This window comes from Janthinobacterium sp., from assembly GCF_031995485.1.
In the GTDB taxonomy this organism is placed as follows: domain Bacteria; phylum Pseudomonadota; class Gammaproteobacteria; order Burkholderiales; family Burkholderiaceae_D; genus Janthinobacterium.
Genome location: NZ_DAMAGB010000008.1, coordinates 120,451 through 135,946, shown reverse-complemented (window position 1 = coordinate 135,946; position 15,496 = coordinate 120,451). Strand labels below are relative to the sequence as shown.

General features: G+C 65.4%; 11 protein-coding genes and 1 pseudogene. 9 read left to right on the top strand and 3 right to left on the bottom strand.

Annotation, left to right across the window (positions count from 1 at the left end; translation table 11 throughout):
• The 3 genes and pseudogenes from RTQ46_RS27110 to dxs form a co-directional block, all read left to right on the top strand.
• Window positions 1-97 (top strand): annotated as a pseudogene (locus tag RTQ46_RS27110) (exodeoxyribonuclease VII small subunit); the annotation flags it as partial.
• Complete coding sequence (locus RTQ46_RS08415) at window positions 94-1,002, top strand: farnesyl diphosphate synthase (RefSeq protein ID WP_312435833.1); 909 nt, start codon at window positions 94-96, stop codon at window positions 1,000-1,002. The pseudogene RTQ46_RS27110 and the gene RTQ46_RS08415, both read left to right, overlap by 4 nt.
• On the top strand, window positions 1,003-2,880 hold the full coding sequence (gene dxs, locus RTQ46_RS08410) for a 1-deoxy-D-xylulose-5-phosphate synthase (RefSeq protein ID WP_312435832.1): 1,878 nt from the start codon (window positions 1,003-1,005) through the stop codon (window positions 2,878-2,880).
• Window positions 2,881-2,956: 76 nt separating this feature from the next.
• On the opposite strand, the gene RTQ46_RS08405 is transcribed toward dxs, so the two are convergent.
• Window positions 2,957-4,006 carry a LacI family DNA-binding transcriptional regulator gene (locus RTQ46_RS08405; RefSeq protein ID WP_312435831.1) on the bottom strand — a complete coding sequence of 350 codons (1,050 nt, stop codon included), beginning with the start codon at window positions 4,004-4,006 and terminating at the stop codon, window positions 2,957-2,959.
• 239 nt (window positions 4,007-4,245) lie between these two features.
• On the opposite strand from RTQ46_RS08405, the gene RTQ46_RS08400 reads away from it, so the two are divergent.
• From RTQ46_RS08400 to RTQ46_RS08375, 6 genes are all read left to right on the top strand, one after another.
• Complete coding sequence (locus RTQ46_RS08400) at window positions 4,246-5,403, top strand: sn-glycerol-3-phosphate ABC transporter ATP-binding protein UgpC (RefSeq protein ID WP_312435830.1); 1,158 nt, start codon at window positions 4,246-4,248, stop codon at window positions 5,401-5,403.
• On the top strand, window positions 5,394-7,340 hold the full coding sequence (locus tag RTQ46_RS08395; RefSeq protein ID WP_312435829.1) for a beta-galactosidase: 1,947 nt from the start codon (window positions 5,394-5,396) through the stop codon (window positions 7,338-7,340). Before RTQ46_RS08400 ends, RTQ46_RS08395 begins: the two co-directional genes overlap by 10 nt.
• 66 nt (window positions 7,341-7,406) lie before the next feature.
• The gene (locus tag RTQ46_RS08390) at window positions 7,407-8,639 is read left to right on the top strand and encodes an ABC transporter substrate-binding protein (RefSeq protein ID WP_312435828.1); all 1,233 of its coding nucleotides are present in this window, start codon (window positions 7,407-7,409) and stop codon (window positions 8,637-8,639) included.
• A 21-nt stretch (window positions 8,640-8,660) separates the two neighbouring features.
• Window positions 8,661-9,587 carry a sugar ABC transporter permease gene (locus tag RTQ46_RS08385; protein WP_312435827.1) on the top strand — a complete coding sequence of 309 codons (927 nt, stop codon included), beginning with the start codon at window positions 8,661-8,663 and terminating at the stop codon, window positions 9,585-9,587.
• 9 nt (window positions 9,588-9,596) lie between these two features.
• Entirely contained in the window at window positions 9,597-10,448 is an 852-nt protein-coding gene (locus RTQ46_RS08380) for a carbohydrate ABC transporter permease (protein WP_312435826.1), read from the top strand.
• A gap of 93 nt (window positions 10,449-10,541) precedes the next feature.
• Complete coding sequence (locus RTQ46_RS08375; RefSeq protein ID WP_312435825.1) at window positions 10,542-12,671, top strand: FUSC family protein; 2,130 nt, start codon at window positions 10,542-10,544, stop codon at window positions 12,669-12,671.
• On the opposite strand, the gene RTQ46_RS08370 is transcribed toward RTQ46_RS08375, so the two are convergent.
• Entirely contained in the window at window positions 12,637-13,752 is a 1,116-nt protein-coding gene (locus RTQ46_RS08370; RefSeq protein WP_312435824.1) for a cytochrome c peroxidase, read from the bottom strand. The two genes, RTQ46_RS08375 and RTQ46_RS08370, sit on opposite strands and share 35 nt — an antisense overlap.
• 8 nt (window positions 13,753-13,760) lie before the next feature.
• The coding region (locus RTQ46_RS08365; protein WP_312435823.1) for a hypothetical protein at window positions 13,761-15,496 on the bottom strand (1,736 nt) is incomplete at its 5' end.

Sequence of the window (15,496 nt, the reverse complement as noted above, 5' to 3'; positions counted from 1 at the left end):
GTACTGTGCGGGCCAGCTCGACAGTGTTGAAGCGCAGGTCAAGGTGCTCGAGGGCGACATGCTCAAGCCGTTTGCCGATGGCGAGGTGCTGCAATGAGCGCTGTGAATACGTCCGGCGTGACGTTCGGCGACTGGATGCAAGCGACGCAGGCCGGCGTGGAAAACGCGCTCGACCAGTTCCTGCCCGCGCTTGACGCCGTGCCGCACAAGCTGCACGCGGCCATGCGCTATGCGCTGCTCGGCGGCGGCAAGCGCGTGCGCCCGCTGCTGGTGGTGGCGGCCGGCGAACTGTTCGATGCGGACGCCGCCACGCTGGCGCGCGCCGCCAGTGCGCTGGAAATGATACATGTCTATTCGCTGGTGCATGACGACATGCCCTGCATGGACGATGACGCTTTGCGCCGTGGCAAACCCACCGTGCATGTGGCCTACGATGAAGCGACCGCGCTGCTGGTCGGCGACGCGCTGCAGTCGCAGGCGTTCACGGTGCTGGCCGAAGGCACGGCGATTCCCCCGGCACGGCAGATGGCGATGCTGCGGCTGCTGGCGCAGGCCTCGGGTTCCTTCGGCATGTGCGGCGGCCAGGCGATCGACCTCGACAGCGTGGGCCTGGCCTTGTCGCTGGCACAGCTGGAACAGATGCATCAGCTGAAGACGGGCGCCTTGCTGCGCGCGGCCGTGATACTGGGCGCGCTGGCCGGCAAGGACCTGGAGCCCGACGACATGGCGGCGCTGAACGCCTATGCACGCGCCATCGGGCTGGCGTTCCAGGTGGTCGACGATGTGCTCGACGCCACGGCCGATTCGGCCACGCTGGGCAAGACGGCAGGCAAGGACGCGGCGGCCAACAAGCCGACCTATGTGTCGATACTGGGCCTGGAGCCGTCAAAAGCCCTGGCAGAACAATTGCGGTGCGACGCCCATGCGGCGCTGGCGCCATTCGGGGACAAGGCACGCCGCCTGCGCGAGCTGGCGGACCTGGTCGTGCAGCGGAAGGCATAAATGAAACTGTTAGAAACCATCAATGAACCGGCGCAAGTGCGCCAGCTGGCCCGTTCGCAACTGGTGCCGCTGGCACAGGAACTGCGCAGCTTCCTGCTCGATTCCGTATCGAAGACGGGCGGCCATCTGTCGTCCAACCTGGGCACGGTCGAGCTGACCGTCGCGCTGCACTACGTGTTCAACACGCCGCACGACCGCATCGTATGGGATGTCGGCCACCAGACCTACTCGCACAAAATCCTGACGGGGCGCCGCGAGCGCATGTACACCTTGCGCCAGCAGGGCGGCATTTCGGGGTTCCCGAAACGCGACGAGAGCGAATACGACACCTTCGGCACGGCCCATTCGTCGACCTCGATTTCGGCCGCGCTGGGCATGGCGCAGGCGGCCAAGATCAAGGGCGACCCGCTGCATGCGATCGCCGTGATCGGCGACGGCTCGATGACGGCCGGCATGGCCTTCGAGGCGATGAACAATGCGGGCGTGCAGGACGACGTCAACCTGCTGGTGATTTTGAACGACAACGACATGTCGATCTCGCCGCCGGTCGGCGCGCTGAACCGCCACCTGGCGCGGCTGATGTCGGGCCAGTTCTATGCGGCCGCGAAAAACGTCGGGAAATCCGTGCTGCCCGGTCCCGTGCTGGAGCTGGCCAAACGCTTTGAAGAGCACGCCAAGGGCATGGTGGTGCCTGCCACCATGTTCGAGGAATTCGGTTTCAATTACATCGGCCCGATCGATGGCCACGACCTCGACTCGCTGATTCCGACCCTGCAGAACATCAAGCAGCTGAAAGGCCCGCAGTTCCTGCATGTGGTGACGAAAAAAGGCCAGGGCTACAAGCTGGCCGAAGCCGAACCGATCCTGTACCACGGCACCGGCAAGTTCAATCCGCTGGAAGGCATCAAGCCGGCCAGCGCGCCGGGCAAGATGACCTACACGGAAGTGTTCGGCAACTGGCTGTGCGACATGGCCGCGCACGACGCGCGCCTGGTGGGCATCACGCCGGCCATGCGCGAAGGCTCGGGCATGGTGAAGTTCGAACAGCAGTATCCGAACCGCTATTTCGACGTCGGCATCGCCGAGCAGCATTCGGTGACGTTTGCCGGCGGCCTGGCCTGCGAAGGCCTCAAACCCGTAGTGGCGATCTACTCGACTTTCCTGCAGCGCGCCTACGACCAGCTGATCCACGACGTGGCGCTGCAGAACCTGGACGTGACGTTCGCGCTGGACCGCGCCGGCCTGGTCGGCGCCGATGGCGCCACGCACGCCGGCAACTATGACATGGCGTTTTTGCGCTGCATCCCGAACATGGTCATCATGGCCGCGTCCGACGAAAACGAATGCCGCCAGATGCTTACCACCGGCTACTACTATCCAGGACCTGCCGCGATCCGCTATCCGCGCGGCGCCGGCGCCGGCGCGGCCATCGTGCCGGAACTGGCCAGCATCGAGATCGGCAAGGGCGAGATCAAACGCCAGGGCAAGAAGATCGCCATCCTGGCCTTCGGTTCGATGGTGGCGCCGTCGGTCGGCGCCGCCAGCCAGCTCGACGCGACGGTGGCCAACATGCGCTTCGTCAAGCCGCTCGACGTGGCGCTGGTGAAGCAACTGGCGGCTGAACACGACTATCTGGTGACGGTGGAAGAGGGCTGCATCATGGGCGGCGCCGGTTCGGCCGTGGCCGAAGCGCTGGCCGCCGAGGGTATCGTCAAGCCGATCCTGATGCTGGGCTTGCCCGACCAGTTCATCGACCATGGCGATCCGGTGCAGCTGCTGAAAAACGTGGGCCTCGATAGCGCGGGCATCGCCGCGTCGATCCGCCAGCGTTTTCCACTCGACGCTGCTGAGCCGCGCCTGGCTGTCGTTATTTCGTAGGTCGGATTAGCGCGCAAGCGCGTAATCCGACAACATTGTTGGCTAACCGTGGTGGTGTCGGATTACGGCCTGCGGCCTAATCCGACCTACCCGACCCATCCGACCCATCCGGCCCACGTTCATATGGCGGCGCCGTCGAAGCCCGCACCACCAGCTCGGGCGCGGGCGCGATGCGCATCGGCGCGTCCGCCTGCGGACTGGCAATCAACTCCAGCAGCAGCGCAATCGCCATGCCCGCCGCTGCGGCGGTCGGCACCGCCACCGTGGTCAACGCCGGGCGCGCCTGGTGCGCACCCTGAATATCGGTCAAACCGATCACCGACAACTGCTGCGGCACCTTGATGCCCAGGTCGGCCGCCGCATGCATCAGCCCCAGCGCCGGCAAGTCATTGGTGGCAAACACTGCCGTCACCGGCGGCGTGGCGGCCAGCAGCGCCGCTCCTCCTTGCAAGCCGCCGTCGACCGAATCGTGCACGCGCACCGTGCGCAGCACCGCATCCGCATGGCCCAGCCTGGCCAATTCATCGTTGAAGCCCCGTTCGCGCTCGGCATGCACGCCAGGCACGCCACCGACCAGCACGCCGATACGGCGGTGGCCCAGCGCGATCAGGTGGCGCGCCGCCAGCGCGCCGGCCAGGTGAAAGTCGACCGCCACGCAGGGCAGGCCCGGCGGCTCGTGCGGCTTTTCCCACATGCCCAGCACCACGGTAGCGCCGCGCCGCGCGGTGGCTTTCAGGTCGTCGATCGATGGCTCGGCGTTCATCACCAGCACGCCGTCGGCCAGCGTGCCGGCGATCTGGTCGAGATACGCCCGGCCCGTTTCGCGGTCGTCGTTGGTATTGCAGACGATCAGGAAGCGGCCGTGCTGGCGCGCCGCCTGCTCGGCGGCCAGCGCATATTCGGGATAGAACGGGTTGGCGATGCTCGACACCATCAGTGCCAGGGTCGGTGCGCGGCCTTCGGCCAGCGCGCGCGCCGTCAAGTGCGGCCGGTAGCCCAGCGCTTCGATGGCGGCCAGCACGCGCGCGCGGGTTTCCTCGCCGACCTTGCCGCGCTGGCGCAGGACGTTCGAAACGGTGGCGGACGTGACGCCGGCGCGCTGGGCGACTTGGGACAGGGTGGTCATGCCTGCATTCAACAGGGTTAGTCGTCGGCTGTCAATCGCAAGCTGGGAATGCTGCAATGCGCCATCGGATTTGATTGCAGGGCAAAAAAAGCTTTGGTATATTCAGTCCAACGGGCGTATCAAGAAAACCATATCACTAAAAAAAGCCTGCAGAAATCGCGTGCCTGAGCTGGTCTTACCATTTGCGGGCACTTTTTTTTGCAAAGGCTGGTTAAGCGCTTAACCTACTGGAGACCAGCATGGCCAGCATTACTCTCAATGCAGTGCAGAAGTCATACGGCGGCGGCGCGCCAGTGATCCGCAATGTCGATCTCGAGATCGGCGAACATGAATTCTGCGTCTTTCTCGGCCCCTCGGGCTGCGGCAAATCGACCCTGCTGCGCATGATCGCCGGCCTGGAAGATGTGTCCGGCGGCGAACTGCGCATAGGTGGCGAACTGATGAACGACGTGGCGCCGGCCGAACGGGGCGTGGCGATGGTGTTCCAGAGCTATGCGCTGTTTCCGCACATGTCGGTGTACGACAATATCGGCTTTGGCCTCAAATTGGCCAAGACGCCAAAGGATGAGCTGGACCAGCGCGTGCGCGAAGCGGCGCGCGTGCTGCAACTGGACGAACTGCTCGAGCGCAAGCCGAAGCAATTGTCCGGCGGCCAGCGCCAGCGCGTGGCGATCGGCCGCGCCATCGTGCGCCGCCCGGGCGTGTTCCTGTTCGACGAACCCCTGTCCAACCTGGACGCCACCCTGCGCGGCCAGACCCGCATCGAGATCGCGCGCCTGCACAAGCAGTTCGACCACGCCAGCGTGGTCTATGTGACGCACGACCAGGTCGAGGCGATGACGCTGGCCGACAAGATCGTGCTGCTGCGCGCCGGCCCCGATGTAGCGCGCCTGGGCAGCATCGCCCAGGTCGGCACCCCACTGGAACTGTATCACCGCCCGAACAGCCGCTTCGTGGCTGGCTTTATCGGTTCGCCGCAGATGAATTTTTTGCCGGCCACAGTAGTTGCTGGCGACGCCGCCATGGTGCGCGTCACCCTCGATTCATCGGGCGAACCGATTGCCATCGAGGCCGACGGCCGCGCGCTGCAGGCCGGGCAGAGCGTGTGCGTCGGCGTGCGTCCCGAACACCTGCTGCTGTCGCCACAGGAGGGCAATCGCCTGGTGCGCCGCGTGCTGCTGGTCGAGCGCCTGGGCGAGCAGACCTACCTGCATTTCGAGCAGGCCGGCGGCGAGCCGCTGCTGGCCAAGGCGCCCGGCAATGTGGCCATCGAGGCCGGCGCCGAGCTGGCGCTGGGCATGCTGGCGCAGCACTGCCATCTGTTCACCGACGATGGCAACGCCGTCGCCGCGCCAGTCCAATCCCACCAACTTGCACAGGAGATCGCATGCGCTTAGGAGTCTGTTACTACCCCGAACATTGGCCGGAGTCGATGTGGGAGGACGACGCGCGGCGCATGAAGGCGCTCGGCATCGCCCAGGTGCGCATCGGCGAATTTGCCTGGAGCCGCATCGAGCCGGAACCCGGCAAGCTGCAATGGGAGTGGCTGGACCGCGCCATCGATGTGCTGGGCGCCGCCGGCCTGGACGTGGTGATGTCGACGCCGACCGCCACGCCGCCGAAATGGCTGATCGACCAGCATCCCGATATCCTGCCGGTGGGGGCGGATGGCCGCGCGCGCGCTTTCGGTTCGCGCCGCCACTATGATTTTTCATCGAACGCGTATTTCGATGCTTCCCAGCGCATCGTCACCCTGCTGGCCGAGCGCTACGGCAACCACCCGGCCGTCACGGCCTGGCAGACCGACAATGAATACGGCTGCCACCAGACCGTGGTCAGCTATTCGCCGGACGCCATCGCGCGTTTTCGCGACTGGCTGCGCGCCCGCTACGCCACCATCGAGGCACTCAACGCGGCCTGGGGCACGGTATTCTGGAGCATGGAATACACGAGTTTCGAGCAGGTCGATGCGCCGATCGGCACCGTCACCGAAGCGCACCCGTCGCACCGCATGGACTACCGCCGCTTTGCGTCCGGCGAAGTGGCGCGCTACAACCGCATGCAGGTCGAGATATTGCGCCGCCATGCGCCGGGGCGCGTGATGGTGCATAACTTCATGCAGAATTTTTTCGAGTTCGACCATTATCCGGTCGCCGCCGACCTGGACGCGGCCACCTGGGACAGCTATCCGCTGGGCGCACTGGAAGAATTCTGGTTTTCGCCGGAACTCAAGGCGCGCTGGCTGCGCACCGGCCATCCCGATTTCGCCTCGTTCAACCACGACCTGTACCGCGGCATGTCGAAGCAGCCGTTCTGGGTGATGGAGCAGCAGCCCGGTCCCGTCAACTGGGCCAAATGGAATCCGGCGCCGCTGCCCGGCATGGTGCGGCTGTGGAGCTGGGAGGCGTTTGCCCACGGCGCCGGCTGCGTGTCGTACTTCCGCTGGCGCCAGTGCCCGTTCGGCCAGGAGCAGCTGCACGCGGGCCTGAACACGCCCGACAACCAGCTCGATATCGGCGGCGCCGAAGCGGCGCAGGTGGCGCATGAAATCGCGGCCATCGCAGACACCGCCGCCACCGTGTCGACCAGGGTCGCGCTGCTGTTCGACTACGAGGCCAAGTGGCTGTTCGAAGTCCATCCGCAAGCCCAGGATTTTCAATACGGCCCGCTGGTGTTCGAATACTATTCGGCCCTGCGCTCGCTCGGTTTCGACGTCGACGTGATCCCCACTTCCGCCAGCTTCGACGGCTACCGCCTGATCGTGGTGCCGCCGCTGCCGGTGCTGCCGGCCGACCTGCCGCAGCGCCTGCACGACAGCGGCGCGCAGGTGGTGTTCGGTCCGCGCAGCGGCTCGAAAACCGTGGACCTCACCATCCCCGCCAACCTGGCGCCGGGACCACTGGCGCAGCATTTGCCGATGCGCGTCTGGCGCGTCGACGCGATGCGCCCGACCACGCGCGTGCCGGTGCGGTGGGGGCAGTATCAGGGCGAAGCGCGCATCTGGCGCGACCTGGTCGAAGTGGCCGGCGACACGCAAGTGGTGGCAACGTTTGAGGACGGCCATCCGGCCATCGTGCGCCATGCGCGCTTGCACTACGTGGCGGCGATCGTCGATGAAGCGCTGCTGCGCGATTACCTGGCGGCGGTGGCGCAGGAAGCCGATCTGCCGGTCACGCGCCTGGACGACGGCGTGCGCATCAGCCGGCGCGGCGCGCTCACCTATGTGTTCAATTATGGCGATGCACCGGTGGCGGCAAGCCATCCGCCCGGTGCGCGCTTCGTGATCGGCGCGGCGCAGGTGCCGCCGCAAGGCGTATCGGTATTCCAGTCGTAAGCGGACAGCAGATCCGCGCTGTGATTCATCCATGTAGTTAATCTGAATGAAAACTGAGGAGACACAATGAAACGCATGCTGCAAGCAGGACTGATTTCGGCGACCTTGTTCGCGACGATGGCCCAGGCGGGGACCCTGGCCGTCAATATCGCCTACAAGGGCGCCAGCCAGCGCACCGTCTGGCAAGCCACGCTCGACGAATTCAAGAAGGCCAATCCCGACGTGGAACTGAAGGTGGCATTCGTCGATGAAGAGGCGTATAAAATCCAGCTGCCGAACTGGCTGTCGAGCGAAGCGCCCGATGTCGTTACCTGGCACAACGGCGAGCGCATGGCCTATTACGCCAGCCGCGGCCTGTTCGAGGACCTGAGCGGCGACTGGGCGAAAAACAACTGGAACGAGACCTACGCATCGAGCAAGGAAGCCTCGTCGTACAAGGGCAAGCAGTATGCGATGCCGACCGTCTATTATTCGTGGGGCATGTTCTACCGCAAGGACCTGTTCCAGAAGGCGGGCATCGCGGCCGAACCGAAGACCTGGGCCGAATTGATGGAGGCCAGCAAGAAGCTCAAGGCGGCCGGCATCAGCCCGTTCGCGGTGGCAGGGCGCGATGCCTGGACGCTGGCCGGCTGGTTCGATTACCTGGACCTGCGCATCAACGGCTACGCGTTTCACCAGCAGCTGATGAATGGCGAAATCGCGTACACCGACCCGCGCGTGAAAAAGGTCTACACCACCTGGAAGGGGCTGATTGACAGCAAATACTTCATCGACAATCCGCTGTCGTACGACCTCGATGCGGCGCAGCCCTTCCTGTTCCAGGGCAAGGCGGCGATGATGCTGATGGGGACCTTTATCGCCAAGGGCTTTCCGCCGAAGCAGAAGGAAGTGATGGGCTACTTCCAGTTCCCGGCCATCGATCCGGCCATTACTGGCGCAGAAGAAGGGCCGATCGAGTCGCTGCATATCCCGAGCCGCGCCAAGAACAAGGCCGACGCGCGCCGCTTCCTGGCGTTTGCCGGCACCCCGGCCATCAGCGCCAAGCTGGCCGAAGGCCTGGGCTCCTTGCCGGCCAACAGCAAGTCGGCGCCGCCGGAAGAACCGATTTCGCGCATTGGCTTCGATATCCTGTCCAATACCAAGGGCGGCATTGCGCAGTTCTACGACCGCGACATGACCAAAGAGATGGCCGACGAAGGCATGAAGGGCATGCAGAAATTCGTCAACGATCCGAAGGCGCTGGACGATATCCTGGCCCAGCTCGAGCGCACGCGCAAACGCATCTACAAAAAATCGTGATGCACCGGCCAGGCTGACACCATGCAAATTTCCACTCTTGCCGCCCCCGCTCCGGCACCAGCGCAGGCGCCGCGCCGGCCCGTGCGCTGGTGGTCCGCGCCCGCGTTCAAACGCCACCGCGCCGCCGCACTGTTCCTGGCGCCGGCCTGCCTGCTGGTCGGGCTGTACGTGGTCTACCCGATCCTGTACACCATCTACCTGAGTTTTTTCGAATGGGATGGGCTGGCGGAAAAGAGTTTTGTCGGCCTGGCCAATTACGCCGAACTGCTGCATTCGGCCACCTTCTTTACCGCGCTGAAAAACAATTTCTTATGGCTGGCGCTGTTCCTGCTGGCGCCGCCGGCGGGCCTGGCCGTGGCGCTGTACCTGAACCAGCAGGTGCGCGGCATCCGCCTGGTCAAGTCGCTGTTCTTTGCGCCGTTTGTGCTGTCAGGTGTGGTGGTCGGGCTGATCTTCAGCTGGTTCTACGATCCGACCTTTGGCCTGCTGGCGCTGATCCTCGGCCACGGCGTGCCGGTGCTGGGCGACCCGCGCTATGTCACTTACGGCATCATCTTTGCCGCGCTGTGGCCGCAGACGGCCTACTGCATGATTTTGTTCCTGACGGGCCTGACCTCGATCAATTCGGAGCAGGTGGAGGCGGCGCGCATGGAAGGGGCGAAAGGCTGGAGCATGCTGTTCCACGTAATCCTGCCGCAGCTGCGCCCCAGCACCTTCATGGCGGTGGTGGTGACGATTATCGGCGCGCTGCGCAGCTTCGACCTGATTTCCGTGATGAGCGGCGGCGGGCCTTTCGAAAGCTCGACCGTGCTCGCCTATTACGCCTACGACCAGGCCATCAAGTACTACCGCCAGGGCTACTCGGCCGCGATTGCCGTGGTGCTGTTCGGCCTGATGCTGGTGTATATCATCTACCACTTGCGCCGCATGCTGCGCACCGAACAGTAAGGGGCCGCCATGTATCCGATGCCTGTAGCCAAATGGAAGCCGTGGAACCGGCGCCTGTACCAACTGTCGCTGCCGCTGGCGCTGCTGATCTGGCTGCTGCCGATGATCGCCGTGCTGGTCACCTCGATGCGTTCCACCGAGGAGCTGATGGAGGGCAATTACTGGGGCTGGCCGCGCGACCTGTCGCTGTGGGCCAATTATCATGAAGCGCTGACAGCCTCGCCCATGCTGCATTATTTCTGGAACAGCATATTGATTACGGTGCCGTCCGTGATCGGTTCGATCGCGCTGGCGGCGATGGCCGGCTTTGCGCTGTCGACCTACAAGTTCAAGGGCAACACGTTTTTATTTGCCACCTTTGTCGCCTGCAACTTTGTGCCCGTGCAAATCCTGATGATCCCGGTGCGTAACATGTCGCTGGAATTTGGCGTGTTCAACACGGTGCAGGGACTGGTGCTGTTCCATGTGGCATTCCAGACGGGGTTTTGCACATTGTTCCTGCGCAACTTCATCAAGCAGCTGCCGTTCGAACTGATCGAGGCGGCGCGCATCGAAGGCGCGGGCGAGTGGACGATTTTTACCAGAGTCATCCTGCCCCTGATCCGGCCCGCCCTGGCCGCGCTGGGCATCCTGGTATTTACGTTCGTGTGGAACGACTATTTCTGGGCCCTGTGCCTGACGCAGGGCGACGAGGCGGCGCCGATCACGGTGGGCGTGGCGGGCCTGAAAGGGCAGTGGACCACGGCCTGGAACCTGGTCTCGGCCGGCTCCATCCTGGCGGCGCTGCCGTCGGTGCTGATGTTTTTCCTGATGCAGAAGCATTTTGTGGCCGGCCTGACATTTGGCGCCACCAAAGGGTAGCCCTAAGTAGTATCACGCTGTCTTGGTCCCGCACGCGCCCCTTACAATACCTGACGGATAAGCTGATCAGGAAGCAAAGGGCGCGCAGTGAAATTGAAGCATCTTCATCGTCGGGTAACAGGCCGGGCAGGGCGCTGGGCGGCGTCCCTGCATGGCGTGGGCGACCGGCTGGCGCAGCGCCGTCCGCTGTGGATGGTCACCCTCGCCATCGATGAAGCCAATTTGTCCGAAGGCTTGCGCGCGGCCTGTGCGGCCAGCGCCATGCTGCTGCTGGGCCTGTTGTTCGACCATCCCGATTTTTCCTGGGCCGCCATCGGCGCCTTCTGGACCTGCCTGGCCGACGCGGCCGGCACGCGGCGCATGCGTTTCGTGTCGATGACGGGCTTTGCCGTGCTGTCGACCTTTGCCGGCGGCGTGGCGGCGCTGGCCGCCGGCCATGGCATGTTCACTGCAGCGCTGGCCGTGCTGGCGTTTTCCTGGGCCGGCGCGCTGGCGCGCATTTGGGGCGCGGCGGCGGCGCAGGTGGCGATCCTGGCGGCCACCGCCTGCGTGGTGATGGTGACCCATCCGCTCCATTCGGTGGCGCAGGCAGTGCCCTTCCTGTCCATTTATCTGTTCGGCTGCCTGTTTGCCACCGTGCTCAGCTTTACCGTCTGGCGCATCCACCCCTTTGGTCCTGGCAAGCGCGCGATCCGCAGCGCCTATCTGCGCCTGGCCGGCATCGCGCGCGACAATGCGCGCTATCTCAAACGCAGTGGCGGCCACGCCGATGCCGGCGGCAGCGCGCATGGCGCCAGCTACCGCTCGCAGGCGCGCGCCGCACTGGAGGCGGCCCGGGTGGCGCTGGCCGCCGTGCCGCCTGCTCGCGCCGGCAACAGCGCGCTGTTCGACAACCTGCTGCTGGCGCTCAGCGACGGCGAGCGCATCTTCGCCTACCTGATCGCCGTCACGCATGCGTGCGAGCGCGAGCAGCACCGCCTGCGCCACGATCCGCGCGCGCGGCGCAGCCTGGAAGTGATGTCGCTGCTGCTGCGCCGCCTGGGCCAGTCGCTGCAGCGCCACCCGGAAAGCGTGCCGCGGCAGTTGCAGCGCCGCCTGGCCGACAGCGGCCGGCGGCTGGAAGCGGCGCTGGGCGCCTTGCTGCCGCTGCAGCTGAACGTCGATTTCATGGAGCTGGGCCTGCCGCGCGCCACGCGCCGGCCGTGGCGCCTGGCTGCGGCCCACGTTCTGGCGCAGGCGTGGCAGACCTTGCGCGTCAACGCCAGCATGCGCTCGCTGGGCTGGCGCCATGCGGCGCGCGTGGCGCTGGCCACCACCAGCGGTTTTCTGCTGGTCGAATCGCTGCAGATCCCGTTTGGCTACTGGGCCACCATGGCCACGCTCTTGATACTGCAGCCGTCCGTGTCGACCACCTGGCCGCGCGGCATCGAGCGCGTCGCCGGCAGCGTGGCCGGCGGCCTGCTGGCGGTGCTGATTGGCCTGGCGGTGCATACGCCGCTGGCCATTTCGCTGGTGGTGTTTCCGCTGATTGTCGCCACCATGGCGCTGCGCCGCGTCAGCTACAGCCTGCACGTGATGTTCATGACGCCGGCCTTTGTGCTGGTGGCCGACTATGCCATGCCGGCCAGCGAGATGGCGTATGCCATGAGCCGCCTGGGCAACAATGTACTGGGCTGCGCGCTGGCCTTGCTGGCGACATTTTTCCTGTGGCCCGATCGCGAAGCCGACGACCTCGACCAGCGCCTGGCCGGCGCCGTGTCGGCCAACCTGCAATACCTGCTGGGCGTGCTGGCGGCCGGCGGCAAGTGGGACAGCAGCATCGCCCACCTGCGCCGCGAGGCTGGGCTGGCCAGCAACAATGCGGAGCAGGTGGTGCAGCGGCTGCGCATCGAACGCCGGCTGGACCGCAGCAGCGGCACGGGCCTGGCGGCATTGCGCACCTTGCCGCTGCTGCGCCGGGTGGCCGGCAGCACGGCGCGCATCAGCCTGAGCCCCGACGCCGTTCCCGCCACGCCGGTATTGCTGGCGTGGATCGCTGGCGTGGGCCGTGAAATCGACGCCTTGCTGCGCGGCGATGCGAGCGTGCCTGCGCCGGGCGACTGCCAGGCTACCGACCTCAGCACCTTGCAGGCCGACGCCGTGGCGCAGGTGCTGTTGTTGCGCATCCTGCTGCGCCAGCAACTGGGCGCTACAGTACCTCCAGGAAACTCTTCAGCGCCATAATTTCGTCGGATGTCAGCTGCAGGCGCTGCAGCAGCGGCGAGGTAACGGGGAACCTGGGGTCCATCGCCTGCTCCGCATTGCGCGGCGCGGGGCGCAACATGCCCGCGTTATACAGGTTCAGCAATCCCGTCATCTGCGGAAACAGGCCGTTATGCATCCACGGTCCCGATTGCGCCACGCCGCGCAGCGATGGCGTGCGGAACTTGCCGACATCAGCCGCTTCGCCCGTGACCAGGTAGCGGCCCAGGTCCTCGTATTTGCTGCGCCCGTAAAAGGACAGTCCCAGGTTGTGGAATTGCTGGTCGGTCAGCAGGGCGCCGCTGTGGCAGGTCATGCAGCGCGCCTTGGTGCGGAACAGGTGCAGGCCCAGCAGCTCGCGCTGGTCCAGCGCCGTGCGCTCGCCGGCCAGGAACGCGTCAAAGCGCGTGGCTGGCGGCAGCAGGGTGCGCTGGTAAGCGGCCAGCGCGCCGAGGATGCGCGCCAGCGTCACGCCGCCGGACTGGCCGAAGGCGGCGTCGAACTGCGCGCGGTAGTTGTCCAGCCTGGCCAGCTTGGCCGCCAGCGCCGGCACCTCCATCGCCATTTCGTCGGCATGTTGCAACGGTCCCAGCGCCTGCACTTCCAGGCTGGCCGCGCGGCCGTCCCAGAACAGCGCCCTGAGCTGGCCCACGCCCAAGAGGCCCGGCGTATTGCGCTGGCCCGGCCGGCCTGCGTGGCCCAGCGAGGTGCGCTTGGCATCGGCAAAGCCGTGGGCGGGATGGTGGCAGCTGATGCAGGCGACCGCATTCGAGCGCGACAGGCGCGGATCGTTGAACAGGCGCTGGCCCAGCGCCGCCACCCTGGGCGCCACCGCCGGCACCGGGATGGACGAGACCGGCGCCAGTTCCGCCGGCGTGATGCCGTCGGGCACCTGCGGGCGCGGCCAGCTGGAAACCGGCCCGGCATATATCTGGCGCAAACAGGACAGGTCCCAGCCCTTGCCCGCCTTGCAGGGCGCCGCCGTGGCGTCCTGCGCATGGCCGCTTACGCCCGGCAACAGGGCGCCCGCTGCCAGCAGGAGGGCGGTGCCCGCTTTCTTCATGCGTCTCATCAGAAGCGATAGCCCAGTTCCAGCGTGAACTGGCGCCCCTTCTCATAGACGATCTCGGCCGAGGCATACAGCGGATTGGTGCGGTTGGTCACGTTTTCCACCGCCAGGTTCAGATAACCTTCGCCCGGCCCTGTTTTTGGCAATGCATATTGCACGCGCATGTCCCAGCTGATCGACTTGCCGACCGTGGCGTCCTCGAACACGCTGGCCACGCCGCCGTCGAACAGCCTGCTCTCGCCGGTGCTGACCAGGCCGCTTTCAGGCCCGCGCACGCGCAGGAAATTGTCGAGCTTCAGGCGGTAGGCGGGCACGTCGGTCGACAGCAGCAGGCGCGCCGTCCACGGCCGGTTGTAGTTGCTGGCCGGCATGTCGGTCAACAGCATGAACTTGCCCTTGTAGTAAATGTAGCCATCGAGGCCATTATCGATATTGCGGATGGTTTCGTCGTAATCGGCATGCGAGCTGTTGGTATGGGTCTTGTCGACGCCGAACTGCACCCGGGTCGAGGTACCTGCCCACTGCAGCGGCCGCACGGTCTCCGCCGACAGCGTCCACAGCTTGCTGTTGGTATGGCCGACGTTGTCCCAGTAGAAGTTGGCGGCCGATACCACGTGATACACCATCTCGTCGCGCCCGGCGCGCAGCACGCGCTTGGCGCTCCACTTCATGCCGCCCCATTGCTGGCTGATACCGAACATTTTCTCGTCGGTATAGGGCGACTTCATGTCGCCCAGTTTCAGCCAGGTCCAGTTGGTGGCCATTTCGGGCGTGCCCCAGTCGGTCAGCAGGCCGTTCGACAGCCTGCGCGTCTGCGGCGACGCCTGCAGCGCCAGGCGCTTGGCGCGCGCATAGAAGTCGAAGAAATTGCGGCCATAATAGCGGTTGGCGCCGAATTCGAGCTGCGTGCTGCCGTTGCCGCCCACGTCCCAGGAAGCCGACAGGCGCGGCGCGAAGGTGGCTTTCGGCGTCAGCTCGTCATCATCGTAGCGCGCGCCCAGGCGCAGGCGTACGTCGCCGGCCTTGATGTCGTCCTGCAGGTGGACGGCGCGCGTCTTGTTGCTCAGCTCGTAAGAGCCGGCGTAGTAGATGATGCGCTGCGCCAGGTACTGGCCGCGCACGGTGGACGCCGCATTCCACGGCGTGGCCATGGAACAATACTGCGTGTCCACACCGCCGCCCACCATGGCGCAGCTATTGATATTGACCGATGCCTGGTATTGCTCGTATTGCGTATGGCGCACATAGCTGCTGCGCTGCTGGCCCAGTTCCAGTCCCGCCTGGAAGGCGTGCGTGGCGCCCAGGAAGGTCACCGGGTCCCACTTCAGCTTGCCTTTGTAATCGATATTTTCCTGTTCCTGGTCCACATTGCCGAAGCCGCCTTCGTTGCTGGCCCAGCCTGTCGCATTGGTGCCCGTCCTGACGCCCCAGTTTTTCTCGGAAGAGTAGCGCCAGGCTTTCCAGATGCTCGAATCGGCGCTGCGCGAACTGTCCATCTTCTTCCAGCTCAGGCGATGGTCCATGGTGGCGCCAGCGAGCCAGTCCAGCGGATGGACCAGGCCCAGGTTGATGCCGTTGCCGCCGCTTTTCAGGTGAAAGCTGCTGTTCTTCGTATTGGCGATGAAATGGTCGCCGCTCGACGGCGCGTGCATCAGCGACAGGTCGGCCTTCACGCCGGGGCCGATGGTCCAGAAGGCCCGCACGAAGGCGTTGTCGTTGCCGCGCTTTTGCACCTTGC